The 25,880-nt window shown below is 73.5% G+C and carries 16 protein-coding genes; 11 read left to right on the forward strand and 5 right to left on the reverse strand.

Annotation, left to right across the window (positions count from 1 at the left end; all coding sequences use genetic code 11):
- Positions 1-51 precede the first annotated feature (51 nt).
- The 7 genes from PS271_RS21890 to PS271_RS21920 all read left to right on the forward strand — a co-directional run bounded on the left by PS271_RS21890 (position 52) and on the right by PS271_RS21920 (position 11,115).
- A complete protein-coding gene (locus PS271_RS21890; protein WP_398383932.1) occupies positions 52-333 on the forward strand; it encodes a YlxR family protein in 282 nt (93 codons plus the stop codon).
- A 196-nt stretch (positions 334-529) separates the two neighbouring features.
- Positions 530-3,592 (forward strand): translation initiation factor IF-2, encoded by a 3,063-nt coding sequence (gene infB / locus PS271_RS21895; RefSeq protein WP_398383934.1) that lies wholly within the window; start codon positions 530-532, stop codon positions 3,590-3,592.
- 165 nt (positions 3,593-3,757) lie between these two features.
- Positions 3,758-4,054 carry a DUF503 domain-containing protein gene (locus PS271_RS21900; RefSeq protein ID WP_030369830.1) on the forward strand — a complete coding sequence of 99 codons (297 nt, stop codon included), beginning with the start codon at positions 3,758-3,760 and terminating at the stop codon, positions 4,052-4,054.
- Positions 4,055-4,105: 51 nt separating this feature from the next.
- On the forward strand, positions 4,106-4,561 hold the full coding sequence (gene rbfA, locus PS271_RS21905) for a 30S ribosome-binding factor RbfA (protein ID WP_398383935.1): 456 nt from the start codon (positions 4,106-4,108) through the stop codon (positions 4,559-4,561).
- Positions 4,558-5,460: a tRNA pseudouridine(55) synthase TruB gene (truB, locus tag PS271_RS21910; protein ID WP_398383937.1), complete on the forward strand. Its 903-nt coding sequence runs from the start codon at positions 4,558-4,560 to the stop codon at positions 5,458-5,460. Before rbfA ends, truB begins: the two co-directional genes overlap by 4 nt.
- 456 nt (positions 5,461-5,916) lie before the next feature.
- Complete coding sequence (locus tag PS271_RS21915; RefSeq protein ID WP_398383938.1) at positions 5,917-10,098, forward strand: serine protease; 4,182 nt, start codon at positions 5,917-5,919, stop codon at positions 10,096-10,098.
- Positions 10,099-10,149: 51 nt separating this feature from the next.
- Positions 10,150-11,115, forward strand: a complete 966-nt coding sequence (locus tag PS271_RS21920) for a bifunctional riboflavin kinase/FAD synthetase (protein WP_398383940.1) — start codon at positions 10,150-10,152, stop codon at positions 11,113-11,115.
- Between the two features lie 86 nt (positions 11,116-11,201).
- Here PS271_RS21920 and PS271_RS21925 read toward each other — a convergent pair whose 3' ends face one another.
- From PS271_RS21925 to eccE, 3 genes are all read right to left on the reverse strand, one after another.
- Positions 11,202-14,366 (reverse strand): SCO5717 family growth-regulating ATPase, encoded by a 3,165-nt coding sequence (locus PS271_RS21925; protein WP_398383942.1) that lies wholly within the window; start codon positions 14,364-14,366, stop codon positions 11,202-11,204.
- A 349-nt stretch (positions 14,367-14,715) separates the two neighbouring features.
- Positions 14,716-15,477, reverse strand: coding sequence for a hypothetical protein (locus PS271_RS21930; RefSeq protein ID WP_398383944.1), 762 nt, complete (start codon positions 15,475-15,477; stop codon positions 14,716-14,718).
- On the reverse strand, positions 15,477-16,757 hold the full coding sequence (eccE, locus tag PS271_RS21935) for a type VII secretion protein EccE (protein ID WP_398383946.1): 1,281 nt from the start codon (positions 16,755-16,757) through the stop codon (positions 15,477-15,479). Before eccE ends, PS271_RS21930 begins: the two co-directional genes overlap by 1 nt.
- 181 nt (positions 16,758-16,938) lie before the next feature.
- Here eccE and eccB point away from each other — a divergent pair, with 181 nt between their 5' ends.
- The 4 genes from eccB to PS271_RS21955 all read left to right on the forward strand — a co-directional run bounded on the left by eccB (position 16,939) and on the right by PS271_RS21955 (position 21,269).
- The gene (gene eccB, locus PS271_RS21940; protein ID WP_398383948.1) at positions 16,939-18,534 is read left to right on the forward strand and encodes a type VII secretion protein EccB; all 1,596 of its coding nucleotides are present in this window, start codon (positions 16,939-16,941) and stop codon (positions 18,532-18,534) included.
- A gap of 263 nt (positions 18,535-18,797) precedes the next feature.
- Positions 18,798-20,237, forward strand: coding sequence for a type VII secretion-associated serine protease mycosin (gene mycP / locus PS271_RS21945; RefSeq protein WP_398386983.1), 1,440 nt, complete (start codon positions 18,798-18,800; stop codon positions 20,235-20,237).
- Between the two features lie 260 nt (positions 20,238-20,497).
- Entirely contained in the window at positions 20,498-20,884 is a 387-nt protein-coding gene (locus PS271_RS21950; protein ID WP_398383950.1) for a WXG100 family type VII secretion target, read from the forward strand.
- A gap of 76 nt (positions 20,885-20,960) precedes the next feature.
- Entirely contained in the window at positions 20,961-21,269 is a 309-nt protein-coding gene (locus PS271_RS21955; RefSeq protein WP_398383951.1) for a WXG100 family type VII secretion target, read from the forward strand.
- Between the two features lie 123 nt (positions 21,270-21,392).
- Here the strand turns inward: PS271_RS21955 and PS271_RS21960 are convergent, their stop codons facing one another.
- Positions 21,393-21,623 carry a DUF397 domain-containing protein gene (locus PS271_RS21960; protein ID WP_356286905.1) on the reverse strand — a complete coding sequence of 77 codons (231 nt, stop codon included), beginning with the start codon at positions 21,621-21,623 and terminating at the stop codon, positions 21,393-21,395.
- Positions 21,624-21,802: 179 nt separating this feature from the next.
- Positions 21,803-25,759 carry a type VII secretion protein EccCa gene (gene eccCa, locus PS271_RS21965; RefSeq protein WP_398383953.1) on the reverse strand — a complete coding sequence of 1,319 codons (3,957 nt, stop codon included), beginning with the start codon at positions 25,757-25,759 and terminating at the stop codon, positions 21,803-21,805.
- Positions 25,760-25,880: the final 121 nt, after the last annotated feature.

Genomic DNA, 25,880 nt, shown 5'->3' on the forward strand with positions numbered 1-25,880 from the left:
CCGATCGCTGCCCCCCAGGGGTGGGGTGGGCGCGGGGAGGTAGACTGAAGAGTGTCTGGCCGGACGCATGCCCGCGCATGCCCTGAGCGAACCTGTGTGGGATGCCGGGAGCGAGCGGCCAAGGGCGATCTGCTGCGGATCGTGATGATCGAGGGCGCCTGCGTCCCCGACCTTCGCGGTACGCTGCCCGGCCGGGGTGCCTCCGTGCACCCCACACTGGTCTGTCTCGACCTGGCGGTCCGCCGCCGGGCGTTTCCCAGGGCCCTCAAAAGCCCGGGGCCGCTCGATACGGCGGAGCTCCGCCGGTGCATCGAGCAGATCGAACAGCAGTAGAGAACGGCAGTAGATCGGCCCCGCACCTGCGCGGGGTGGCCCCACTGTAAGAAGCACGGCACGGGTAACCGTGCGGTCAGGTACCTCGCGAGTTGGAAGTAGGTCGAGATTGCGATGAGCACTCGATGAGTACGCGATGAGTACGCCCATGAAGTAGCGACGGTCCGGTGGACACCCCGGACCTAGAAGGAGCGAAGTGGCTAAGGTCCGGGTATACGAACTCGCCAAGGAGTTCGGAGTGGAGAGCAAGGTCGTCATGGCCAAGCTCCAAGAACTTGGTGAATTCGTCCGTTCGGCGTCCTCGACGATCGAGGCGCCGGTTGTCCGCAAGTTGACAGACGCACTGCAGGGTCCCGGCGGCGCCGGCAAGCCCGGTGCGAAGCCCGCGGCGCCGCGCAAGGCCGCGGCCCCCAAGCCGGGTGCCCCCACTCCGGGTGCGCCCCGTCCCGCCGCCCCCAAGCCGGCGGCGGAGGCAGCTGCCCCCAAGCCGCCGTCCCCGGCCGCGCCGGCTCCCGGCCCGCGTCCGGGTCCGAAGCCTGCCCCGGCGGCTCCGGCCAAGCCTGCCCCGGTCACCCCTGTGCCCGCCGCGGAGTTCTCCGCGCCGCCGGCCCAGGGCCAGGGCCAGGGCCAGGGTCCCTCCGCGCCGCGCCCCGGCGCGACGCCCGGTCCGCGTCCCGGCGGCGCCCGCCCCGGCCCCGCCGGTCAGCGTGACGGCGGCCGTCCCGAGCGTGGTCCGCGTCCCGGCGGTGCGGGCGAGCGTGCCCCGCGTCCCGGTGGCGCCCGTCCGGCCGGTCCCCGTCCGGGCAACAACCCCTTCACCTCCGGTGGATCCACGGGCATGGCCCGTCCGCAGGCCCCCCGTCCCGGTGGCGCTCCGCGCCCCGGTGGTCAGGGTGCCCCGGGCGCTCCGCGTCCGCAGGGTGGTCCCGGCGGTGCTCCCCGTCCGCAGGGTCCGGGCGGCGCCCGTCCGACCCCGGGCGGCATGCCCCGTCCGCAGGGTGCCCCCGGTGGCGCCCCGCGTCCCGGTGGCGCTCCCTCCGGTAACCGCCCGAACCCGGGCATGATGCCGCAGCGTCCGGCTGCCGGCCCGCGTCCGGGCCCCGGTGGCGGCGGTCGCGGTCCCGGCGGCGGTGCCGGTCGTCCCGGTGGCGGCGGTGCCCGTCCGGGCTTCGCCGGTCGTCCGGCCGGTCCCGGCGGCGGCGGTCGTCCCGGTGGCGGCGGCGGCTTCGCCGGTCGTCCCGGTGGCGGTGGCCCCGGCGGCGGTGGCGGCGGCTTCGGTGGCGGTCGTCCCGGCTTCGGTGGCCGTCCCGGCGGTCCGGGTGCCCGTGGCGGCACGCAGGGCGCCTTCGGCCGTCCCGGCGGTCCGGCGCGTCGTGGCCGCAAGTCCAAGCGTCAGCGGCGCCAGGAATACGAGGCCATGCAGGCCCCGTCCGTCGGCGGCGTGATGCTGCCGCGCGGCAACGGCGAGTCCATCCGCCTGTCGCGCGGTGCCTCCCTCACCGACTTCGCGGAGAAGATCGGCGCCAACCCGGCGTCGCTCGTCGCCGTGATGATGAACCTCGGCGAGATGGTCACGGCCACGCAGTCCGTCTCGGACGAGACGCTGCAGCTCCTCGGCGGCGAGATGAACTACACCGTTCAGATCGTGAGCCCCGAGGAGGAGGACCGCGAGCTGCTCGAGTCGTTCGACATCGAGTTCGGTGAGAACGAGGGCGGCGAGGAGATGCTCGTCGCGCGTCCGCCGGTCGTGACCGTCATGGGTCACGTCGACCACGGTAAGACGCGACTGCTCGACGCCATCCGCAAGACCAACGTGGTCGCGGGCGAGGCCGGTGGCATCACCCAGCACATCGGTGCCTACCAGGTCTCCACCGACGTCAACGACGAAGAGCGCAAGATCACCTTCATCGACACCCCGGGTCACGAGGCGTTCACCGCCATGCGTGCCCGTGGTGCGAAGTCGACCGACATCGCGATCCTCGTGGTGGCGGCCAACGACGGTGTCATGCCGCAGACGATCGAGGCCCTGAACCACGCCAAGGCGGCCGACGTGCCGATCGTGGTCGCGGTCAACAAGATCGACGTCGAGGGCGCCGACCCGACGAAGGTGCGCGGTCAGCTCACCGAGTTCGGTCTGGTGGCCGAGGAGTACGGCGGCGACACGATGTTCGTCGACATCTCCGCCAAGCAGGGTCTGAACATCGACAAGCTGCTCGAGGCCGTCGTCCTCACCGCCGACGCCGCGCTCGACCTGCGCGCCAACGCGGAGCAGGACGCGCAGGGCATCGCGATCGAGGCCCACCTCGACCGTGGCCGCGGCGCCGTGGCCACCGTGCTCGTCCAGCGCGGTACCCTCCGCGTCGGTGACACGATGGTCGCCGGTGACGCCTACGGCCGTGTCCGCGCCATGCTCGACGACAAGGGCCAGAACGTGGAAGAGGCGGGTCCGTCGACCCCGGTCCTCGTCCTCGGTCTGACCAACGTCCCGGGCGCCGGCGACAACTTCCTCGTCGTCGACGAGGACCGCACGGCTCGCCAGATCGCCGAGAAGCGCGCTGCGCGTGAGCGCAACGCCGCCTTCGCCAAGCGCACCCGCCGGGTGTCCCTCGAGGACCTCGACAAGGTGCTCAAGGCTGGCCTGGTGCAGGACCTCAACATCATCATCAAGGGCGACGCGTCCGGTTCGGTGGAGGCTCTCGAGTCCTCGCTGCTCCAGCTCGACGTCGGCGAAGAGGTCGAGATCCGGATCCTGCACCGCGGTGTCGGTGCGGTCACCGAGTCCGACATCAACCTGGCGACCGGCTCCGACGCCATCGTCATCGGCTTCAACGTCCGCGCCGAGGGCCGTGCCACGCAGATGGCCGAGCGCGAGGGCGTCGACGTCCGGTACTACTCGGTCATCTACCAGGCGATCGAGGAGATCGAGGCGGCCCTCAAGGGCATGCTGAAGCCGGAGTACGAAGAGGTCGAGCTGGGTACGGCGGAGATCCGCGAGATCTTCCGCTCGTCCAAGCTGGGCAACATCGCGGGTGTTCTCATCCGCTCCGGCGAGGTCAAGCGCAACACCAAGGCGCGCCTCATCCGCGACGGCAAGGTCATCGCGGAGGAGCTCAACATCGTCGGTCTGCGTCGCTTCAAGGACGACGTCACTGAGATCCGCGAGGGCTTCGAGGGCGGTATCAACCTCGGAAACTTCAACGACATCAAGATCGACGACGTCATCGCGACGTACGAGATGCGCGAGAAGCCGCGCGGCTGAATCGCATAGCTCGACCCCGGGGCCGGTCGGCGGAGCTTATTCCGTCGATCGGCCCCGGCCGTTGCGTGTACGGTTCGAAGAGCTCGTACACCGACACGTACCGGCAGGTACACCCGTACCAGCAGGTACACCTCACGCCTCCCGGGTGGGCCTCACCCGTCACGCATGTATGCAGGGACTCTGTCCTTCGACCTCCTCCTCGGCGACGTACGGTCGCTGAAGGAGAAGCGCTCCGTCGTCCGCCCGATCGTCGCCGAGCTCCACCGCAAGTACGCGGTGAGCGTGGCGGAGGTCGGCGACCAGGACCTCTACCGCCGGGCGACGATCGGCGTGGCGGCGGTCTCCGGGGACGCGGGGCACCTCACCGACCTACTGGACCGCTGCGAGCGCTGGGTCGCCGCACGTCCCGAAGTGGAGCTGCTCTCGGTCAGGCGGCGGTTCCACGGCGACCACGACGACTGAGCGCGTCACCGGCGCCACAAGCACAATGGACAAGAAGAAGGAGACGGACCAGTGGCCGACAACGCGCGTGCGAAAAGGCTGGCGGACCTCATCCGCGAGGTGATCGCCCAGAAGCTGCAGCGCGGAATCAAGGACCCGCGGCTCGGCTCGCATGTGACCATCACGGACACCCGGGTCACCGGCGACCTGCGGGAGGCTACGGTCTTCTACACGGTCTACGGCGACGACGAGGACCGCGCCAGCGCGGCTGCCGGCCTGGAGAGTGCCAAGGGCATCCTGCGCTCGGAGGTCGGCCGTGCGGCCGGCATCAAGTTCACGCCGACCCTGACGTTCGTGGCGGACGCCCTGCCGGAGAACGCCCGCACCATCGAGGACCTCCTCGACCGGGCCCGCGCCTCCGACGCGCAGGTGCGCGAGGCGTCCTCGGGCGCGGCGTACGCGGGCGAGGCCGACCCGTACCGCAAGCCGGGCGAGGACGAGGACGAGAAGGACGCTGCCGGCGAATGAAGCACAAGGAGACCCCGCCGGACGGCCTCGTCATCGTCGACAAGCCGGCCGGTTTCACCTCGCACGACGTCGTCGCGAAGATGCGCGGCATCGCGCGGACGCGGCGCGTGGGTCACGCGGGGACGCTCGACCCGATGGCGACGGGCGTCCTCGTGCTCGGCATCGAACGGGCGACCAAGCTCCTCGGTCACCTCGCGCTGACCGAGAAGGAGTACGTCGCGACGATCCGCCTGGGGCAGAACACCGTGACGGACGACGCCGAGGGCGAGATCACGTCCTCGGCGGACGCCTCGGGCGTCACGCGTGAGGCGATCGACGCCGGTGTCGCCAAGCTCACGGGCGCCATCATGCAGGTGCCGTCGAAGGTCAGCGCGATCAAGATCGACGGCAAGCGGTCGTACAAGCGGGCGCGCGAGGGCGAGGACTTCGAGATCCCCGCCCGCCCGGTGACCGTCTCGTCCTTCACGGTGCACGCCGTGCACCCGGGCGAGGCCGCGGACGGCACCCCCGTGCAGGACGTGCTGGTCTCCGTCGTCTGCTCGTCCGGTACGTACGTACGGGCCCTCGCGCGCGACCTGGGGGCCGACACGGGCGTGGGGGGCCATCTGACGGCCCTGCGGCGCACGCGCGTCGGCCCGTACGGTCTAGGCGACGCCCGCACGCTGGACCAGCTCCAGGAGGAGCTGACGATCATGCCCGTCGCCGAGGCGGCGGCCGCGGCCTTCCAGCGCTGGGACGTCACGGAGGAGCAGGCGCGCCTGCTTGCCAACGGCGTGCGGATACGGGTCCCGCTCTTCGAGACGACGGGGCCGATCGCGGCCTTCGGTCCGGACGGGCGTTTCCTGGTCCTGCTGGAGAACCAGGGCGGCCGGGCGAAGAGCCTGGCGGTCTTCGGCTAGCCACGCCTGCCTTTCGGTAGGCCGGCTCCAAGCGTTCCGCCCCGGCATGTGCCGGGGCGGAACCATATCCACGGGCGGCGTTCCCGTACGCCTTGGTAGCGACGGGGGCGTTCCCGTACGTCCGGGTATCCACGAGGGCGTTGCCGTACGCCCGGGCGCTGTCGTCCCCACCGGGGCGTTCGCGTGCCTGCCCCGGGGCCTTCGCGTGCCCGCCGGAGTGTTCGCATGCCCTGGGGCCCCACTACCGTGGGGCGGGAGACTGCCATCCGGCGCTCCCGCCCCACGATCCCCCTCCTCACAGCTGTCTATCCACACCGCACCCACAATTCACCCCAATGGGCAGGCGCTCGGAGTGAACGGCGGGAGTGGAAGGGGGCGCGTTCCCGCTGTGATCTGGTCCTGCCGATCATCCCCTGCCTACGGTCGGGGAAAGTGCACGGCGGGGAGGTTCGGCGGATGAGCGGTCGGCGGACCGATGCGGACGAGTTCCTGGTACGCATCAGAGACCTCGCCGGGAGGCCGCGCGGTACGGGCTTCATCGCCGACGACCGCGGCACGATGATCACCAGCCATGAGGCCGTCGACGGCCTCGCGCGCCTCGTGCTGCTGGCCCCGGGCGACCGTACGTGCCTGGTGGGTGCCGACGCGGTGACGTCCCTCCCGGGCTGCGACCTGGCACTGGTGCGTACGGAGGGGCTCGGAGTGGCCCCGCTGCCCGTGGCGGCCGCGGAGCGGATCGAGGACGGGGCGGGCGTCCGGCTGAGGGCGGGCCACTGGCAGCGCGCCCAGGTCATCGGAGAGGCGCTCGTCACCTACACGGCCACCGACCGCTTCCATCTGCTCGACGCCGCGGTCGAGCTCTCCCTGGGCGAGCGTGACGGCCTCAGGCTCGGTGAGGAGGCCACCGGAGGGCCGGTCCTGGACGCCCGCACGGGCACGGTCGTCGCCGTCCTCGGTACCGCGCTCCATGCGGAACGCCGGTCCGGAGGTTTTGCGATCCCGCTCCGTGCGGCGGCCGCGGCCTCCCCGGACGGCCCCCTGGCCGTCCTGCTGGAGCGGAACGCGGCCACGGTCCCCGCCTTCGGCCCCGACCTCAACCTCGCGGGGGCCCTCCAGCTCACGGCGACGTCCCTCGGCCCGATCATCACGGCGCGCGACTGGCGCGACCCCGTGGAGCGCCCGGAGATCGCCCGCGAGTTCACCCGCTTCCTGGAACCGGACGAAGAGGACGAGGAGATCGCCGGCACGGAGGGCGCCGACGCCGACGCCCCCGCGGACACCGGCGAGTGGATGCCCGAGGACGCCGAGCGGCCGCCCGCCCCCGAGCCGCCGCCCGACGAACCGGGGCCCGCCGAGGCCGGCACGGGGGCACCGGGCGTCCTGGTGGTGACCGTCCCGCCGAGCTCCTGGCGGGGCACCCCGGGCGGCGGCCCCGGCGGGCGCTGGCTCGGCGACCTGCCCGGTGCCCGGAACCCCGACGACCCGCCGGATCTCCCCGCGCCCCATGCCCCGGACGATCCGGACGGCCCGGAGGCCGCGGACAGCCCCGCGCCGGCCGTCCTCGGACTCGTCGGCGGCCCCGGGACGGGCCGTACGACCGAGCTCCTCTCCCTCGCCGCGCGGCGCGCACGGGGCGCCGAACCCGCTCCCACCCTCTGGTTGCGCGGGGCGGACCTGGAGGAGGGCGACACCAGCCTGCGGGACGCGGTCGCGCGCGCCCTGGCGGCCGCCGCGCGGATCGTCACGGCCTCCGCAGGTGCCGCCGGCACGGTGGGCGACCCCGCCGAGGCCAGCCCCGAGGCCGTGGCCGCCCTGGGGCACCGCGTGGGGCGGCCCCTCCTCGTCGTCCTGGACGGCCCCGAGGAGGTCCCGCCCGTCCTCGCGCACGCCCTGCCGACGTGGACCGCGGCGACCGCCGAGTGGCTGGAGGAGACGTCCGCGCGGCTCGTCGTCGCCTGCCGCCCCGAACACTGGGAGACGGCCGGGGACCTCTTCCCGCGCAGCGCGCTCCACGTGTCGGCGGCCTCCGCCACCCCGCGCAGCCTCCCGCCGTGCGTGAGCCTGACCGACCTCGGCCCCGTGCAGGCCGAGCGGGCCCGCGCCCTCTACGGCATCCCGCCCGACGCCATCCACCACACGGACGCCGCCCACCCGCTCGCCCTCCGGCTGCTCTCCGAGGTGCGGGCGGCGCTCCCGGACGGGACCCCGCCCGGCGGCCGGGCCTGCGAGGACGGGGCGCGGCCCCCCGACCGCTGGGACGTCTTCTCCGCCTACCTGGACCTCGTCTGCCTGCGCATCGCCGTCCGGCTGGCCGCCGGGCGCCGCCCCGCGCTGCGCGGCACGGCGGTGCGCCGGCTCGCCGCACGGGTGGCCGGCCAGGTGCATGAGGCGGCCCGCCGGTGCCTCGGCCCCGGGCAGGGTGAGCTGGAGCGCGAGGCCTTCGAAGAGCTCTTCCCGTGGCGCAACGGCTGGGCCTCCGCCGTCCTCACGGAGGGCCTGCTCGTCCCGGCCGGCACCGGCTACCGCTTCGCGCACGAGGAGTTCGCCGACTGGCTGCAGGGCGCCCACCTCGACCTCGACGCCGCCCTGCACACCCTCGTCCACCGCTGGTACGAGTCCGAGGACGGCCCGGGCGAGCACGACGCCCTGCCGTCCCGGCCGGGCGGGGGGCCCGCGCCGGAGGGCCACGTGCCGCCGCCCCCCGGATCCAGCCGCGCCTCGCGCTCCACGGCCGCGCGCCGCCGCAGCCGCCGTGCGGCCCGGCAGAAGGCCCGCAAGCCGCTGCCCGTGCCCCGCCACCGCATCGGCCCCGTGCTCCAGGCGCTCCTCCTCCTGGGGCGGCGCTCCGGCCCCGACGCCCTCGCCCGCCGCCTGGGCTCCCTGGTGGACGCCGTGGCCGCGCTCCCGCCGTCCGGGCAGCCCGCCGCCCTGGACGACGGCAGCCGTCCCGCACTGCCCGACCCCGCCTGGTGGGCGGCCCACCTCCTCGGCGAGACCCTCCTGCGCGTGCCCGACGCCACTCCGTACCTGGGCGCCCTCCGGCTCCTCGCCGAGCGCCTCACGGGGCGCTCCCTGGCCCTCGGCGGCTTCGACAGCGGGGCCACGGGCTCCCTCGGCGGGCTCGCCGAATTCGGGCCCTGGTTCTGGCTCCGGCTGCCCCTCGGGCTCGCCGAGCGGCTCGACCTGCTGCGGCTGCTGCTGCCGGCCGACGCGCCGCCGCCCGGCCAGAGCCCGTACCAGCCCCATGCCCTGGAGAGCTCCGTGCCGGGCCCCGTGCAGCCCCAGCAGACGCCCCAGCCGCCGCACACGGACCGCTTCCTGCCGGCGGTCATGACCGTCCTCGCCGAGGAGCCGTGCGCCGCGCAGGCCCTGCTGTGCCGCTGGTTCTCCGACGAACGCCCCCTGCAGGCCGCCCCGTACGGAGATCACCTCAGGCTCACGGTCTCCACCGCCGCCCAAGTCCTGCTCCACACTCACCGGCACCGCGCTGTCGACGACCTCGCCGAGGCTCTCGTGGACGCCGCCCACCCCCGCGCCGACGAACTCCTCGCCGCCCTCGCCGAGGACGAGCCGTCCGCCATCTGCCGCGCCGTGGACCGGTGGGCCCACGACGACCGCATCGAGCGGCACGTGGCGGCGGCCGCGTACGCCCTCAAGGCCGCGCCGCACGTGACCACCGCAGCCGACCGCGAGCTGCTGCGCTACGCCGCGCTCGCCCTGCTGGCCCGCCCCGCGGAGGGCGCCCTGCACGGCACCGCGCTCGCCCTGCTCGTCCGCGACCGGGAGACCCGCTCCAAGCACCTCCAGCGCGCCTTGGACCTCTTCGCGGCCTGCGACCCGCACCTCCCGGCCGGCGCCCTCGCCCCCGCCCTGGCCACCCACCCCGAACCCGTCCTCGCCGCCTACCGCGCCCGGCTCTACGTACGCGGCGACGGCCCCGGAGATGTGCTGCGCACCCTCGCCGGGGTCACCACCCCGGCGCTCGCCCGGAGGGCCGCGGCCCTCGTGCAGGAGTACGTCGAGCACCACCCGGAGGGCGCCGAGCTCGCGGCGGCCTTCGTGGACCGCCGGCTCGAAGAGGGCCCCGCGGCCCGCTCCGTCCTCTTCCCGCTCGTCGTCCACCTGCTCAGCAGCCGCCCGCCCCAGGTGCGCCGCGCGCTCGCCCCTGTCCTGGCCTTCCCCGGCACGCCGCTGTCGAGGCCCCTGAGGCAGGAACTGCTGGAGGTCCTGCTGGAGCGCGAGCAGTACGGGCCCTTCGAACGCGACGTGACCGTGCTGGACGCCCTCCTGCGCGCGGTGGCCGCGGGCGCTGCCGAGCGCACCGAGGCCCGTACCCGCGACCTCGTGCACCGCACCGGCCTGCTGATGGCCCGCAGCCCGGAGGGGGCGGCGTGCTTCGACCGCCGCATGGTGCAGCTGGCCCGCGAGATCCCCGTCTTCGGGGAGCAGGTGCTGCGCTGGCTGCGCTCCGCGCCCGCGCAGTGGGCCGTCGTGGTGGGCCCCCGGGCCCGCATCAAGCTCACCGCCTGGGCGGGGGAGGAGGGCGCCGCGGAGCACGCGGGGCGGGACGGCTGCCCGGACCTGACAGTCACAGGACCGGCCGATGCGGGGCGCCGAGAACCGGCATGGCACTCTTAGTCCTGCGTAATCGACAGACAAAAGTTCGGGTTCGGGCGAGGAGCGGGCACAGTGCAGCGCTGGCGTGGCTTGGAGGACATCCCCCAGGACTGGGGGCGCAGCGTCGTCACCATCGGCTCGTACGACGGTGTGCACCGCGGGCACCAGTTGATCATCGGGCGGGCCGTGGAGCGGGCGCGCGAGCTCGGCGTGCCCGCGGTCGTGGTGACCTTCGACCCGCACCCGAGCGAGGTCGTCCGGCCGGGGAGCCACCCGCCGCTGCTGGCGCCGCACCACCGCCGTGCGGAGCTCATGGCGGGGCTGGGCGTGGACGCGGTGCTGATCCTGCCGTTCACGGCGGAGTTCTCGAAGCTCTCGCCCGCCGAGTTCGTGGTGAAGGTGCTCGTTGACAAGCTCCACGCCAAGCTCGTCGTGGAGGGGCCCAACTTCCGCTTCGGCCACCGGGCGGCGGGCACCGTCGACTTCCTCGCGGAGCTCGGCGCCACGTACGACTACGACGTCGAGGTCATCGACCTCCACGTGAGCGGCGAGGCGGGCGGCGGGGAGCCGTTCTCCTCCACCCTGACCCGCCGTCTGGTCGCCGAGGGCGACGTCGCGGGCGCGATGGAGATCCTCGGGCGCCCGCACCGCGTCGAGGGCGTCGTGGTGCGTGGCGCGCAGCGCGGCCGTGAACTCGGCTACCCGACGGCCAACGTGGAGACCCTGCCGCACACCGCGATCCCCGCCGACGGCGTCTACGCCGGCTGGCTGACCGTGGGCGGCGAGTCGATGCCGGCGGCGATCTCCGTCGGGACGAACGTGCAGTTCGACGCGACGGAGCGCACCGTCGAGGCGTACGCCATCGACCGGACCGACCTCGACCTCTACGGGCTCCATGCGGCCGTGGACTTCCTGGCTTACCTGCGCGGCATGGAGAAGTTCGAGTCGATCGAGGCGCTGCTGCTGTGCATGGCGGGCGACGTGAAGCGGGCGCGGGACATGGTGGCCGCACACGAGAAGGAGAAGGACGCCGCCTGACGGCCGGCGTACTCCTGGAGACGCGAGGAGGGCCCCATGCGGCGGTTGCCGCATGGGGCCCTCTCGTGTTTCCGCTCCGTGCGGTGCTACTGCTGCGGGTAGCCGTAACCGCCCGGTGCGCCGGGCTGTCCCTGCTGCGGGTACGGGCCCGGCTGCTGGGGCGGCTGTGCGCCTCCGTACGGGCCTTGCGGGCCGTAGGGGTGGTACGGGGAGGCGGGCGGCTGGCCGGGCTGCTGGGCCTGCTCCGGGGCGTACGGGGCGGGCGGCATCTGCCCCACGGGGGGCGCCTGCTGCGGCTGCTGCTGCGGTGCGGGCTCCCCGCCCCAGACGCCGCGCTGCTGCTGGGCCCGGGTGAAGTCCTCCGCGACCATGGCCGAGAGGTTGAAGTACGCCTCACGCGTCTTCGGCCGCATCATCTCCAGGTCGACCTCGGCGCCGGTCGCCAGGTGCTCGTCGAACGGGACGACGACCACGCCGCGGCACCGCTGCTCGAAGTGCGACACGATGTCCTCGACCTTGATCATCTTGCCGGTCTCGCGGACCCCGGAGATGACGGTGACGCTGCGCGAGACGAGCTCGGCGTAGCCGTGCGCATGGAGCCAGTCGAGCGTGGTGCTGGCACTGCTCGCGCCGTCGACGGACGGCGTGGAGACGATGATCAACTGGTCGGCGAGGTCGAGGACGCCGCGCATGGCGCTGTAGAGCAGACCGGTACCCGAGTCGGTGAGGATGACCGGGTACTGCCGGCCCAGCAGGTCTATCGCCCGCCGGTAGTCCTCGTCGTTGAAGGTCGTGGAGACCGCCGGGTCCACGTCGTTGGCGATGATCTCCAGGCCGGAGGGCGCCTGCGAGGTGTACCGGCGGATGTCCATGTAGCTGTGCAGGCTGGGGATCGCCGAGACGAGGTCGCGGATCGTCGCGCCCGTCTCGCGCCGCACGCGGCGGCCCAGCGTGCCCGCGTCGGGGTTGGCGTCGATCGCGAGGATCTTGTCCTGGCGCTCGCTGGCGAGCGTCGCGCCGAGCGCGGTGGTCGTGGTCGTCTTGCCGACGCCGCCCTTGAGGCTGATCACGGCGATCCGGTAGCAGGAGAGGACGGGCGTACGGATCAGCTCCAGCTTGCGCTGCCGCTCCGCCTCCTCCTTCTTGCCGCCGAACTTGAAGCGGGGCGTGGCCATCTGCTTCTTCGGCTTCGGCTTGCTGCGCAGCAGCCGTTCCGAGGACAGCTCCATGGAGGCGGTGAACCCGAGCGGGGCCCCGTGCACGGAACGCTGCCGCTGCTCCGGCGTCACCGTGGGCCAGCCCCCGGCGCGCGGGTCGTTGGGCAGCCCGCCCTGTGCCCCGTCCGGAGCGGGCGGGAGGCCGCCGTCGGCGTAGGGCGCCTGGGCGTACGGGTAGGGGGCGGGGGCGGGTGCTGCCGCCGCCTCATGCGCGCCCGTGGGGCCCGGCTGCGCCTGCACGGCCGGCGGCAGTGCGGGCGAGCCGCTGAAGCCGTTCTGGGCGTGGGGGAGTTGCTGCGCGTCGGCATGGGGCGCCGGTGCCGGTGCCGCGGGCGGCTGCTGGGCGTCGGGGGACGGCGGCACGGGGGCGCCGTGCGCGTCGGCACGCGGGGCACCGTCGAGCGCAGGGGGCACGGGGGCATGAGGCGCCGCATGAGGCGCGGGGGTTGCGGGACGCGGGTACCCGTAGCCGTCCTGCGGCGCCTGGGCGTTCGGGGCGGGCGGGGCGGGCGGCATGGGGGCCTCATGCGGGCCGGTGAGGCCCTGCGGTGCCGGGGCGGCCGTGGTCTGCGCGGGAGGCGTGACGGCGGCTTGCTGCGGCTGCGCATGGGGCGCTGCCAGAGGGTAGGCATGAGGCGCCGGTGCGGGCGCCCCGTGCGCCTCAGGACGCGGGTACCCGTAGCCGTCCTGCGGTGCCGGAGCAGCCGCATACGGTGCCGGCGCCGTGTGGGGCTGCTGGCCGTCGAGGGGCGGCGGTACGGGTGCGCCGTGCGCATCGGGGCGCGGGTATCCGTAGCCGTCCTGCGGCGCAGGGGTGTTGAGCGCAGGCGGCACCGGGGCGGCCTGAGCGTCCGGCTGCGGGAGCGGCGGCACCGGCGGGTAGGCAACCGGCGCTGCTCCGTGCGGCGGCACGGGGGCGCCACCGGCCCCGTGCGCGGCCTCCTGGGCCGCTGCGAGGGCAGGCGCGCCGGAACCGTCCTGGGGGGCCTGGGGCGCGGCGTACGGGCCCGGGGCGGGCGGGAAGCCCTGCGGGGCCGCCTGGGGCGGCGCAGGGGCGTCGGACGGCTGCTGCGCGTTCGGGGCCGGGACCGGAGCCGGGGCCGCCGGGGCGAAGTCCGGGGGGAGCGGGGGCAGTGCGGCCTGAGGGACCGGCGGCGGAGCCCACGTGGCCCCCTGCGCGTCCTGTCCCGCTTCTGCCGGCTGCCCGCCCGCCTCGTCGGCAACCCTGTCCCGCAGAGCGGCGGCGGAGAACCGCATGGTGCCCTCGGGGCGCGAGGCGGTGGCGCGCTCGGCCTCGGACGCAGGCTCCGCGGCCTCGGGAACCGGAGAGCCGGCAGAAGGCGTGGACTCAGCCGTCTCTGAACTCTCCTCGCCGGCAGCACTGCCAGAGGAGGAAGTGCTGTCGTCCGCCGAGGGGTTCGCACCGGACTCGGAGCGGGCCGGCGTGTCGTGGCCCGCGTCCGCCTCATGCGCCTGCACGGCGTCCGCCTCATGCGCCTGCCCCGTGCCCGCTTCGGCGTCGGCCCCGTGCGGGCCTGCCGAGCCGGCGTCACCCGAGGCGGAGAGGCCGCCCGCGGCAGGCGCCGCGCCCGTGAGGCTTCCGGCTGGGCTCTCCGCACCGGACACCGCCCCGGCGTTCGGCACCGCCGCAGCCTCGTCCTGCGGCACCGCTGCGGAGAACGGCATCGTGGCAGGGCTGCTGGCCCCGCCTCCCGCGGAAGGAGCGGGGGAGACGGAGGGGGCTTCGGCAGGAGGCTCCGCGAGGCCGTTCCGGTCCTCGGCCGCCGAAGGCGGCATCCGCAGCGGTTCACCCGAAGGCGGGGGTGGCAGGACCGGCTGCGCGTCACCCCCGGTGCCGCCCTGACCCGCCGTCGGCGTCACGGCGGAGGAGGCGTTTTGCGTGTACCAGGCAGGGGGCGTGTAGTCGATGGTGAACTCGCCCATGGTGTCGGTTTCCTGCTCGTGACCGGCGTCGGACCGGTCCTCGCCGGCTGCGGACCCGCCTGCGCGGATCTCGTCCCGATCGCTGCTCACATTGCCTCCTGGTGTGGTCTAGCGCCCATGAAATGCCTGTCGGGCCCGACCGTTCCCGTCGTCCGACCGCCTGGGTGTCCCCCGTTAGCGACAGGGGATGCCGTGGAGGTCCCCCGTCCGTACTCCCACCCAGCCTAATCGCCATACGCACCGCCGGGGCAGGCCCGCCCCCACCCCACCGGCCGCCCCGTGCGTCACCTGCGGCCCCGTGCCGGACCAACCAGGCCGGTGGGGAGCGCGGGAGTACGCAGGCTGTCGGACAGCAACTCGGAGGACAGCGGCGGCAACAAACTGCTTTTCGTCCCCGGCAAGGGCAGGTCCGGCAAGGGCCGATCCGTCCGGCGGCCGGTCAGTCCATGCGGCGCGGGGCTCCCAGCAGCCTCGTCTCGGCCTCGCTCGCCCGCACGTCGACGTACGTCCACGCCCGCCGGGCGCACCACAGCGTCACCGTCTCCGGAAGCGTAGGCAGCGCCTCGACGTCGGCCTGAGGCAGCCCCAGGATCCGGCCGAGCAGCTCCGCCTCCTCCGGCGAGACCCGCTGGATGCCGACGAGGTCGACACCGCCGAGCAGGCGCGGTGCGTCCGGCCCGACGTAGGGAAGCAGTGTCAGGACCGACTGCCAGGGCGCGGCCACGACCCGGCCGCGGGGCGGTCGCGCACCGCAGTCGCGTACGACCAGCACCGGGCTGTGCACCGACGGCCCCTGCGGCGGCACCCGGCCGACGTCGTGGAGCGTCACGCACGGCTGCCCGCTGTTGGCGGCCTGGGCGAGCCCGGTCCACAGTTGGCGGCGGCCGGTCTCCACCGCGATCCGGGCCCCGATGCCGACCGTGCGCAGGGCGATCACCTGAGCCGTCCAGGCGCCGCCGATCAGGACGGCGTCGAACGGCACGGGGCGGGCCACCCCGAGGACCGCGGGCGCCTCATGCGGGTCGGTGCCGATGACCACACCGTCGTCACCGACGGGCAGCGCCAGCGCTTCGAACTCCTCGGCAGCGAGCTCGTGCCGGCCGCGGCGCGGCCCGAGCAGCCCGCGCCCGGCACGGAGCCACCCCGTACGGGCACCGGAGGGCGAACCCGTAGCCGCGGGGGAGGTCGTAGTGGTGGCCATCAGCGCGTGCCTCCCAGGGGCAGAGTGGCGAGCATGCCGGGCACCTGCTCGTGGTCGAGCCGCACGAGGCCGGTCCGCGCGGCGCGCGCCGCACGCTCCAGCTCCCGCCGCGTCGCGGCCAGTTCGTCGGAGCTGCGCCCCGTCACCCGGATGTGCGCGGTCAGCGTCGGGGCATGACGCCCATTGCGCAGGCCTCCGCGTCCCAGCGTCAGGCTCAGCGTCGTCGACAGGGCGGGCAGCGAGGTGAGGTGTGCGGCGAGCTGCGGCAGAGGGGTGGCCCCGGGCCCGAGCTGCGGCCAGCGCGCCAGCCAGTACGTCGTGTGCCAGCGGTCGTCGCACCGCAGCGCCCGGGGGCCCTCCAGCGTGCGCCGTGCGGGCGTGGCGGACCGCGCGGCCTGCGCGGAGGCCACAGGGTTGATGTTCGCCGCCGTGGACAGCGCGGCCGTCAGATCCTCTTCGGACAGCAGCACCGCCCGGAACCCGGCCCCCTGCAGCCGGCTCGCCAGCTGATCCGCAACACGCAGCACGCAGCGGCGCACGCCCTCCTCACCCCCGCCGCGCGCCTCGACGGCCTCCGGGCACAGCTCGGGGTCGAGCTTGAGCGCCACCCACGTCGTCCGTACCGCCGGAGCCCCGGACAGCGCCTGGAGCGGCGCGTAGTTCCGCGCGGCCAGCGCCTCCGAGGACAGGTGCGGGGCCGGCGCCGGCAGAGTGCTCTGCAGCACCTGTACGGACTCCAGCCGGATGCCGTCGACGTCCAAGGCGTCCCGCAACAGAGCCAGCGGCAGCGCCTTCTCAGCCCGCACGGGGCGCAGCGGGGCGTCCAAGGCGTCGACGCGCAGCACGGCCGTCACGAACGTGCCGTCCCCCACGAGGCCGACCGCACGCTGCCCGCGGTCCGTGAACGTGCTCGTCCGCAGAGCCGGTTCGCACTCCACCACCGGAGCGATCGCCGGGTCCGTGCCCGCGTCCGCCGGTGCCGCGCTGCGGACGCGGGCCCGCAGCGACAGCGAGGCCAGCAGCGACTCGGCCACGGGCCGCTGACCCAGCGGGACCAGCGCGAGCAGCACCAGCACCACCGCCACCACGGCGGCCGGGGCGAGCAGCAGCGGGCCGGACGCCCAGCCGAGCAGCACGAGGCCCGCGGCGACCTCGATCAGCACGAGCTGCTGCAGCCGCACCGGCCCCGTGCCCCCGCCTCGTGCCGCGGCCCGCGGGGCGACGGCGGTCGCCCCGTGCGCGGCATTCCCCCGCGCCCGCATCTGCGTTGCGGCACCCATGCCCGTCACAGCCCCCTCAGCCGTTTTCGGCCGTCTCCGTGGACCGGCCGGGAATCCGATCAGCGGCATGCCCTGACAGGCGCGCTGATCCCTACCGGCATAGTAGGGGCCGGTACGACAACCCGACCAAGCGCAGCGCCTGTCGACCGACGCCGACGACCAGAGGAGAGAGCGGCTACACATGGCATCACGGCGGGACGAGCTCAATGCCTACATCTTCGCGAGGAAGCGCACGATCGCGGCCTTCCTGCAGCCTTCGCCCAGCGGGACGGAGGAGGGAGCACCCCGCCCCCTGCGCGCGGTCCTGCCCGGCCTCGTGGCCGGCGCGGTGCTGGTCGCCGGCTTCGGGGCATGGGGCATGTTCCGGCCGACCGCCCCCAAGGGCTGGGACGACGAGGCCGCACACGTCATCGTCGGCAGCCAGTCCACCACCCGCTACGTCGTCCTGAAGACGGACGGCAAGAAACAGCTGCACCCCGTCCTCAACTTCGCCTCCGCGAAACTGCTCCTGACCCCGGAGAAGTCCACCGTCATCAAGGTGAAGGAGGAGGAGCTCGACAACGGCCACATCCCGCGCGGCCCCACGCTCGGCATCCCGTACGCCCCCGACCGCATGCCCGGCGCCGACGAGGCGGGCAAGCAGAAGCAGTGGGCCGTATGCGAGCAGCCCGGCGGCACGGGGCGGACCACCCAGAAGGCCGTCTTCCTCTTCGCCGGGCGCGACCCGAAGCTGAAGAAGCTCACCGGCGAACAGCGCCTGCGCGGCAACCAGGCCCTGTACGTGCAGGGGCCGGACGAGGCCCGCTACCTCGTCGACCCCCAGGGCACCAAGTACTTGCTCGGTGGTGAGGACTGGCGGTCCGCCGACGCCTCCGACCACAACCTGCTGCTCCGCTCCGTCTTCAACGACGGGGCCAAGGCCCAGCCCGTCACCAAGGACTGGCTGGACACCCTGCACGACGGCGCGCCCATCGTCTTCCCGGAGACCGGCGGCGACATCGGCGCGGACGCGGGCATCGGCACCCTGCCGGGCAAGGCCGACCGCGTCGGCACCGTCCTCGAGGCGCCCACCGGCAGCGGCACCCAGAACTACGTGGTGCTCCGTGGCAAGGTCCAGCGCGTCTCGCCGCTCGTCGCCAAGCTGCTCCTCAACAGCAAGAAGCTGGCGGCGCTCGGCCAGGCCGGCGTGCCCGAGAGAGTGAGCGCGGCCGCCTTCACCCCGGCGGAAGACGAGTTCTACGGGCAGTACCACTGGCCCGCCACGATGCCCCGGCAGGCGAACTTCACCGAGTCCGGCACCACGAACAAGACGGTGTGCAGCATCTTCGGGGGCATGTCCGCGGGCGGCACCACCGAACTCGCCACCTGGGCGGGCAGCGAGTACCCGGCGACCATTCCGGACGGTGCCACCAGCGCGTACGTCACCCCGGGCTCCGGGCTCCTCTACCGGCAGGTCACGGGGCGCCAGACCAACAGCGGATCGGTCTTCCTCGTCACCGACACGGGGCTGCGCTACGCGGTCCAGTCCAACAGCGACAGCGGCGCGGGCAAGTCGAAGATCGGCAAGAAGGCCACCCCGTCGGCGGACCCGGACGGCTCGCCTGAGGCGCCGCATGAGGCGGCGGGCAGCGCCGGCCCCGCCGAGGCCGACCAGGCACGCACCAGGCTCGGCTACGGAAAGGTCGAGCCCCTGCCCGTGCCGGCGAACTGGTCGCAGTTCCTGCCGACGGGGCCGCGGCTGGACACCAACAGCGCCAGGCAGCCGCAGGGATCGTGAGACAGCCGATGCCACGAACGACCACATCACTTGCCCTCGCCCTGTCGGCGGCACTCACCATGGGCGCGACGGCCGCATCCGCCGCCGCGGCGCCGTCCCCCGCCGCCGCGAGGGACGCCGTACCCCCGCACGGGGCCCGGCCCGCGCCCTACGCCGCATCCCCGCACGGGGCCGCGCATGAGGCCCTGCCCGCGCACAACCCCGTATTCGCGCATGAGGCCCCACCCGCGTACCACGCCACGCCCCCGCACGAGGCCTCACCCATGCCGGTGAACCTCGACGGCAGCGGCGAGTGCACCTATCCCGCCAAGCCCATCAAGGGCACCCCTTGGTCCCTCCAGCGGATCCTCCTCGACCGCCTCTGGCAGGACACCAAGGGCCGGGACAGCGCCGGCCGGCCGGTCCGCGTAGCCGTCATCGACACGGGCGTCGACGTCAAGAACCCGCAGCTGAAGGGCGCCGTCGACGCCGCGAGCGGGGCCGACCTGCTCACCGGTATGCCGGAGGCGGCCAAGGACGGCAGCAGCACGGCCGGCGGCGCCAAGGACGCGACCGGTGTGAGGGCGAACGCGAAGGACGGGCCCCAGGCGCCCGCGCCAGGACCGTCCCCCAGCCCCGCGGCAGGCTCGAAGGACGGGAAGAAGGGCAAGGGCACGCCGTCGCCGGGCCCGTCGGCCAGCCCCTCGGGGGGCGGCAGGAACGCGTCGGGGAAGCCGGAGAAGTCCCCGGAGCCGAGCCCGTCCAAGAGCCCCGAGAAGAGCCCGGAGAAGCCGCCGGAGAAGGAGCCCGAGAAGCCGAAGCCCGATCCGACCCTCGACCTCGTGGGCCACGGCACCAAGGTCGCGGGCATCATCGCGGCCCGCCCGTCCACCGGCAGTGGCTTCGTCGGCATCGCCCCGGAGTCGGTCATCATCCCGATCCGCCAGAACGACGAGAAGGGCACGGGCACCTCCCGCACCCTCGCTCAGGGCATCGGCCTGGCCGTCGCCGCCGGGGCACGCGTCATCAACATCTCCCAGGACACGACGAAGGCCCTCCTCCCCGACTCCGACCTCGAACTCGCCGTCAAGGACGCCCTGGACAAGGACATCGTCGTGGTCGCCTCGGCGGGCAACGACGGCCTCGGCGGCGAGGTCAAGGAGACCTACCCCGCCGCGTACAAGGGCGTCCTGGCGGTCGGCGCGTCCGACCGCAACAACGAGCGTGCGCCCTTCTCGCAGCCCGGCGAGTTCGTGGGTGTCGCCGCACCCGGCGTCGAGATGGTCTCCACCGTCCCCCTGGGCGGCCAGTGCGTCGACAACGGCACCAGCTTCTCCGCCCCGTACGTGGCCGGCGTCGCCGCCCTTATCCGCGCCAAGCACCCCGACTGGAAGCAGCACCAGGTCGTGGCCCAGATCGAACAGACCGCGGAACGCGCCACCAACGGCCACGACCGCTACGTCGGCTGGGGAGTCGTGGACCCCGTCCGCGCCCTCACAGAGGACGCCCACCCGATCGACCGCGTCACCCCGGCCAAGCCCCAGGCGCGCAACGTACGGGCCCCCGACGTGGCCCCGCTGGCCGCGGGTGAGACCCCGCAGCAGCGCAAGGAGCGCCTCGCCACGTACGTGCTGGGCGGGGCGGCTGTGCTCGTCGCGGCGATCGCGGGGGCGGCCGTCGTGGGGCGGGAACACCGGCGACGCCGCGGGCTGCGCGGCTCGTGAGGTCTGTGACGGTATGTCAAGGCTGCAAAGCGACCTGGTATGTACGTGGTTGGGGCACGCGTCGTGAGTGGCTAGAGTGATATGAGCGCCCTCGCGGCGCTCCAGGGGAGGGCTCGAGGTAGTGACCGGACGGCGGGCGAGCCGACCACGGGACGGTGCACGGCACGCGATCAGGCACCGGCGTCGCCCCACCCCGCACTACCGGTGTCCGGCGTCATTTACACATTTGGAAGACAGGCCCTTCGGGGGAAAGGCGGAACATGTCGGAGAACGACAGCCATAAGGTCACTGACGAGGCGTTCAAGGCCTTCACGGACGCCATCGACAAGACCAGCGGACATTTCTCGGCCAACCTGCGCCAGCTGGCGAACGTCATCGCCACGCTGGACGGCGGCTCGTGGAAGGGCGAGGCCCACCGGGCCTTCCGTAAGGCGCAGAGCGACCTGAACGACGACCACGACCGCGTGCGCCGGATGATCGACCGGGTGCGGGAGGCTGTCGTCCTGACGCACCGCGCCTCCGGGGCGACCGACGGGGAGATCGCCGCCCAGATGAGGGGCGTCGACGTCAGCGGCGGCTCCGCACACGGCGGTGCCGGCGGCGGCCACAACCCTCCGCAGCAGCGCAGCGCGATCGACCTCCACTGAACCGGCCCGGGCGCCCGCGCCCGCCGGTTCCGATGCACTTTCGACCGATGAACAACACCACAAAGGGTGGGGACACATGGCAGACCAGGGTGGAGAGCTTGTAGTCCGCTACGGCTCCCTGCAGACCGCGCACGATGACATCAAGAAGGCCGCGGGCGTGATCGAGCGGGAGCTCGAGGACATGCGCCAGGCTGTGGAGAACGTCGCAGCCGGCTGGCACGGTGAGGCCCACCAGATGATGCTTCAGGTGGATGCCGAATTCCGTAAGCGGAGCGCGCACATCCAGGCGACGCTCAAGCAGGTCGCGGACCTCGTCCTGAAGGGTGGCGAGCACTTCCACGCCACCGACAAGAAGGCCTCGCAGCTCTTCGACATCAGCTACTGAGCCAGGCTGCGGAGCCGGCTGCTGAACCAGCCGCCGACGGGCCGCACGACGGCATGCAGGGGGTGGACAGCCGGGGCACCGGCATTACACCCCCTGCACGCTTGTCCGCCGGCTTACTCCGGATTACTGCAGATCGAATTCGCCGTCCCGCGCACCCAGCACGAAAGCCCGCCACTCGGCCGGGGTGTAGCGCAGAACGGTATCGGGGTCGGTCGAGGACCGCATCGCCACTGCACCATCGGAGAAGTAGGCGATCTCGACGCGCTCCTCGTCGTCCTTGGCCTCGGGCGCGCTCAGCCATTCGAGACCGGAGATGTCACGGGCGTAGAGCTCGTCCTTCTCGTGTTCGTCCATGGGGCAGGGGCCGCCTTTCGGTGCGCAATTCCGCCGGATTCCCCTGGACGCCATGCCAGTTGACGTCCACCGGGGCAACAGTCGTGAGCAGCGTACTCCGGATGGATCCACCACAGAGTTGGTTCCGGGACGGTACTCGCAGAACGCCCCTGGGGCGGGGCCGAGTGGTATAGGACCCCTCACACCTCCTCCGGCAGCCACCCCACCTGTACCAGCGGCACCCCCCGCTTCCGCGACACGAAGTACCCGCGTCCCGGCGGCATCTGGTGCGGCCGTACGCCGCCGAGCAGGTCGCCCTCGCCCGGGTCGCCGGACAGGAGCACGCCCTGGGCGCCCAGGTCCTTCACCCGCTGCATGAAGCTCTCGTACATCGACCGGGACGCGCCCGCCGAACTGCGCGCGATGATGAAGCGCACGCCGACGTCGCGCGCGAAGGGCAGGTTCTCGGTGAGGACGGAGAGCGGGTTGCCGCTGCCGGTGGAGACGAGCTCGTAGTCGTCGATGATGACGAAGAAGCGCGGACCCGACCACCAGCTGCGGTCGCGCAGCTGCTGCGGCGTGATGTCGGGCTGCGGGGCGCGCCGCTCCATGAGGCGGTTGAGGGCGTCGGCGTGCACCGTCAGGGCCGAGGCGACCGGCGCGTACTCCAGCAGGTGCGTGCTCGGGACGACGTCGAGGAGCGTACGGCGGTAGTCGCCGACCACGATCTTCGCCTCGTCGGGCCCGTACCGCTCCGTGATCTGCTTGGCCAGGAGGCGCAGCAGGGCGGTCTTGCCGGACTCGCTCTCGCCGAAGACGAGGAAGAACGGGTCCGTCTCGAAGTCGACGAAGACCGGCTCCAGGTTGGTCTCGTCGATGCCGAAGGCCACGCCGTGCTGCGGGTGCTCGAAGCCCTTGGGCAGTTCGTCGGCGCGCAGCCGGCGCGGCAGGAGCCGCACTCCGGGCGCCCCGGGGCCGCCCCATGCCTCGCTGACGGCGCGCACCATGGCGGCGGTGCCGTCGGTGAGGGTCTCCGGGTCGCTGTCGGAGTCGGTACGGGGCACCGCGGCCATGAAGTGGAGCTTCTCGGGGAGCTGGCCGCGGCCGGGCACCCCGGCGGGGACGTTGGCGGCGACCTTGCGGTCGAACTCCGAGTCCATGGTGTCGCCGAGCCGCAGTTCGAGCCGGTTGAGGAGCTGGTCCTTGAGGGAGGCGCGGACCTCCATGTTGCGGGAGGCGGTCACCACGACGTGGACGCCGTAGCCCAGGCCGCGCGCCGCGATGTCGGAGACGAGGCCCTCCAGCAGCTCGTACTCCTGCCGGAAGCTCGCCCAGCCGTCGACGATGAGGAAGACGTCGCCCCACGGCTGGTCCGTGATCTCGCCCGACGCCCGCATCCGCCGGAACGTGCCGATCGAGTCGATGCCGTTCGCCCGGAAGTACTCCTCGCGGCGGGCCAGGACGCCCGCCACCTCGGCGACCGTACGGCGCACCCGCTCGGGGTCGAGCCGGGACGCCACGCCGCCCACGTGCGGCAGGCCCTCGATCGCGCTCATGCCGCCACCGCCGAAGTCCAGCCCGTAGAACTGCACCTCGGCCGGGGTGTGCGTCAGCGCGAAGGCCGACACCAGCGTCCGCATCAGCGTCGACTTCCCGGACTGCGGGCCACCGACGACGAGCATGTTGCCCGCCGCGCCCGAGAAGTCGCGGTACAGCACGTCCCGGCGCTGCTCGAAGGGCTTGTCGACCAGGCCGATCGGGACGCTGAGGCGGCCCAGGCGCGGATGCTCGGGCGCCGTGAGGCCGCGGCCCGGCACGGCCGCCAGGGGAGGCAGGAGCTCGTCGAGAGCCGCGGACCGGTCCAGCGGCGGCAGCCACACCTGGTGGGCCGGCGGGCCCTGGCCCTCCAGCCGGCGCACGATCACGTCGAGGACCGTGTCCGCCAGCGCGTCGTCGCCCGGGCCGGGCGACGAGGGCGTCACGGACGCCGGGGCGGTGTAGGTGACCGGCACCGGTTCGGCGGTGAACAGCACGGGACGGCGCTCGATCGGCAGCGGCCCCGTGCCGGGCCCCGTGCGCGCGTCCTGCCGGTACGTGCCCGAGACGTACGCCGCCTTGAAGCGCGTCATCTCGTCCGTGCCGAACTTCAGGTAGCCCGAGCCGGGCACCGACGGCAAGTGGTACGCGTCCGGCACGCCGAGCACCGTGCGCGACTCCGCGGCCGAGAACGTCCGCAGGCCGATCCGGTACGACAGGTACGTCTCCAGGCCGCGCAGCCGGCCCTCCTCCAGCCGCTGCGAGGCCAGCAGCAGGTGCACGCCCAGGGACCGGCCGATGCGGCCGATCTGGATGAACATGTCGATGAAGTCGGGCTTGGCCGTCAACAGCTCGCTGAACTCGTCGATCACCAGGACGAGTGAGGCCAGCGGCTCCAGGGCGGCACCGGCGGCCCGCGCCTTCTCGTAGTCGTGGATGTTGGCGTAGCTGCCCGCCGACCGCAGCAGCTCCTGCCGGCGCTGCAGTTCACCCGTGATCGAGTCGCGCATGCGGTCGACCAGCGTCAGGTCGTCGGCGAGGTTGGTGATCACTGCGGCCACGTGCGGCATCTCCGACATGCCCGCGAACGTCGCACCGCCCTTGAAGTCGGCCAGGACGAAGTTCAGCGTCTCGGAGCTGTGCGTGACCGCGAGCCCCAGCACCAGGGTGCGCAGCAGCTCGGACTTGCCGGAACCGGTCGCACCCACGCACAGCCCGTGCGGCCCCATGCCGTCCTGCGCCGCCTCCTTCAGGTCCAGCATCACGGGGGCGCCGTCCTCGCTGACGCCGATCGGCACTCGCAGCCGCTCCGCCGCCGAACGCGGCCGCCACGTGCGCGCCACGTCCACCGAGCCCGCGTCGCCCAGCCCCAGCAGATCCGTGAAGTCCAGGTTCGCCAGCAGCGGCTCGTCGCCGTCGCCGCCCCCGCCCATGCGCATCGGCGCCAGCTGCCGCGCGAGCGCCTCCGCGGCCTCCATGGCGAGCGTGTCCGGCACCCCCTCGTAGACAGCGACCTGCGACACCAGCCGCAGCGAACCCGGCTGCACGACCACCGACAGCCCGCCGCGCGGCTCTCCCAGATCGCCCGTCACCACCTCGACGACGGTCACGCCCTGCAGCCCCTCGGGCGCCGCGAACACCGAGTCCGCCGGCACCGCGGCGCCGTCCAGCACGACTACCACGTGCGGCTGGTCCAGCACCGGCTGACCGTCCCGGCTGAAGCGCGTACGGCCCTCCAGACGCGGCCGCAGCAGGTCCTCCAGCTCCGTCAGGTCGTCCCCGATCAGCCGCCTCATGCCGGCGCCGTCCGCCGCCCCGGGCACCTGCACGTGGGGCAGCCACTTCGTCCACTCCCAGTACGACGCCGCGCCCCGTGCGGAGACCACGGCCACCACGAGGTCCTCCGGCGAATGCAGCGTCACCAGCTGCGCCACCAGGGCCCGCGCCGCCCCGTGCACCGACTCCGGGTCGCCCGACAGGGTCACGTGATAGAAGGCGCGCAGCGACAGCGCCACCGGCATGCCGTCCAGCGAACCGTGCGTCGCCAGGAACTGCTGCATCGCTCCCGTCGTCAGCGGCTCCAGCTCGTCTATCGGCGCCGTCTCGGGCGCCACCAGCGGCGTCGCGAGCTGCTGCGTGCCCAGCCCGACGCGGACCTGTGCGAAGTCGTCGTCGCTCGCGCGCCGCTCCCACAGCCTCGTGCCCTCGGCCACCACCGACCACAGCTGGTCGGGGGAGGGGTGCAGGTAGAACTGCGCGTCCCGCTGCGCCTTGGCCGTGCGCTGCACGGTGCGCCGGGTCTGCGACAAGTACTTGAGGTAGTCGCGACGCATGTCCGCTGTTCGCCCCTGGGCGCCCTGCCGGTGCCGGACGATCATCGCGACGGTCATGCCGAGCGTCGAGCACATCATCAGCACGCCCATGATCTTCATCATGGGGGCGGCGCCGGGCATGAAGAAGTACACCATCGACGAGGCCATGCCGAGCGTCGGCAGCAGCTGCATCAGCAGCCCCTCTTGACGGTCCCTCGGCAGCTCCGGGGGCGCCTCCAGGAGGACCTCCTCGCCGGGCACCTCCGGCGGCAGGGCCCGTGGGGGACGACTGACCACGATCTGGCTCACCGGATGCCTCAACCCCTCCGCGCGGCAAGAACAGTTCCGCGTGGTGCCGCCTGTCGCCCTGTCGGCGACGGCCCCCCTGCGCGGAACGGTGATCCTATCGACGTACGTACGGGAGCCCCCG

Source organism: Streptomyces sp. SCA2-17 (genome assembly GCF_044336695.1).

Bases quoted from the DNA above. Each gene is read 5' to 3' on its own strand.
- mycP (WP_398386983.1), top strand. From the start codon at position 18,798: ATGCCGGTGAACCTCGACGGCAGCGGCGAGTGCACCTATCCCGCCAAG.
- PS271_RS21955 (WP_398383951.1), top strand. From the start codon at position 20,961: ATGGCAGACCAGGGTGGAGAGCTTGTAGTCCGCTACGGCTCCCTGCAG.
- PS271_RS21915 (WP_398383938.1), top strand. From the start codon at position 5,917: ATGAGCGGTCGGCGGACCGATGCGGACGAGTTCCTGGTACGCATCAGA.
- eccE (WP_398383946.1), bottom strand. From the start codon at position 16,757: ATGGGTGCCGCAACGCAGATGCGGGCGCGGGGGAATGCCGCGCACGGG.
- PS271_RS21950 (WP_398383950.1), top strand. From the start codon at position 20,498: ATGTCGGAGAACGACAGCCATAAGGTCACTGACGAGGCGTTCAAGGCC.
- eccB (WP_398383948.1), top strand. From the start codon at position 16,939: ATGGCATCACGGCGGGACGAGCTCAATGCCTACATCTTCGCGAGGAAG.
- PS271_RS21960 (WP_356286905.1), bottom strand. From the start codon at position 21,623: ATGGACGAACACGAGAAGGACGAGCTCTACGCCCGTGACATCTCCGGT.
- PS271_RS21930 (WP_398383944.1), bottom strand. From the start codon at position 15,477: ATGGCCACCACTACGACCTCCCCCGCGGCTACGGGTTCGCCCTCCGGT.
- truB (WP_398383937.1), top strand. From the start codon at position 4,558: ATGAAGCACAAGGAGACCCCGCCGGACGGCCTCGTCATCGTCGACAAG.
- PS271_RS21900 (WP_030369830.1), top strand. From the start codon at position 3,758: ATGTATGCAGGGACTCTGTCCTTCGACCTCCTCCTCGGCGACGTACGG.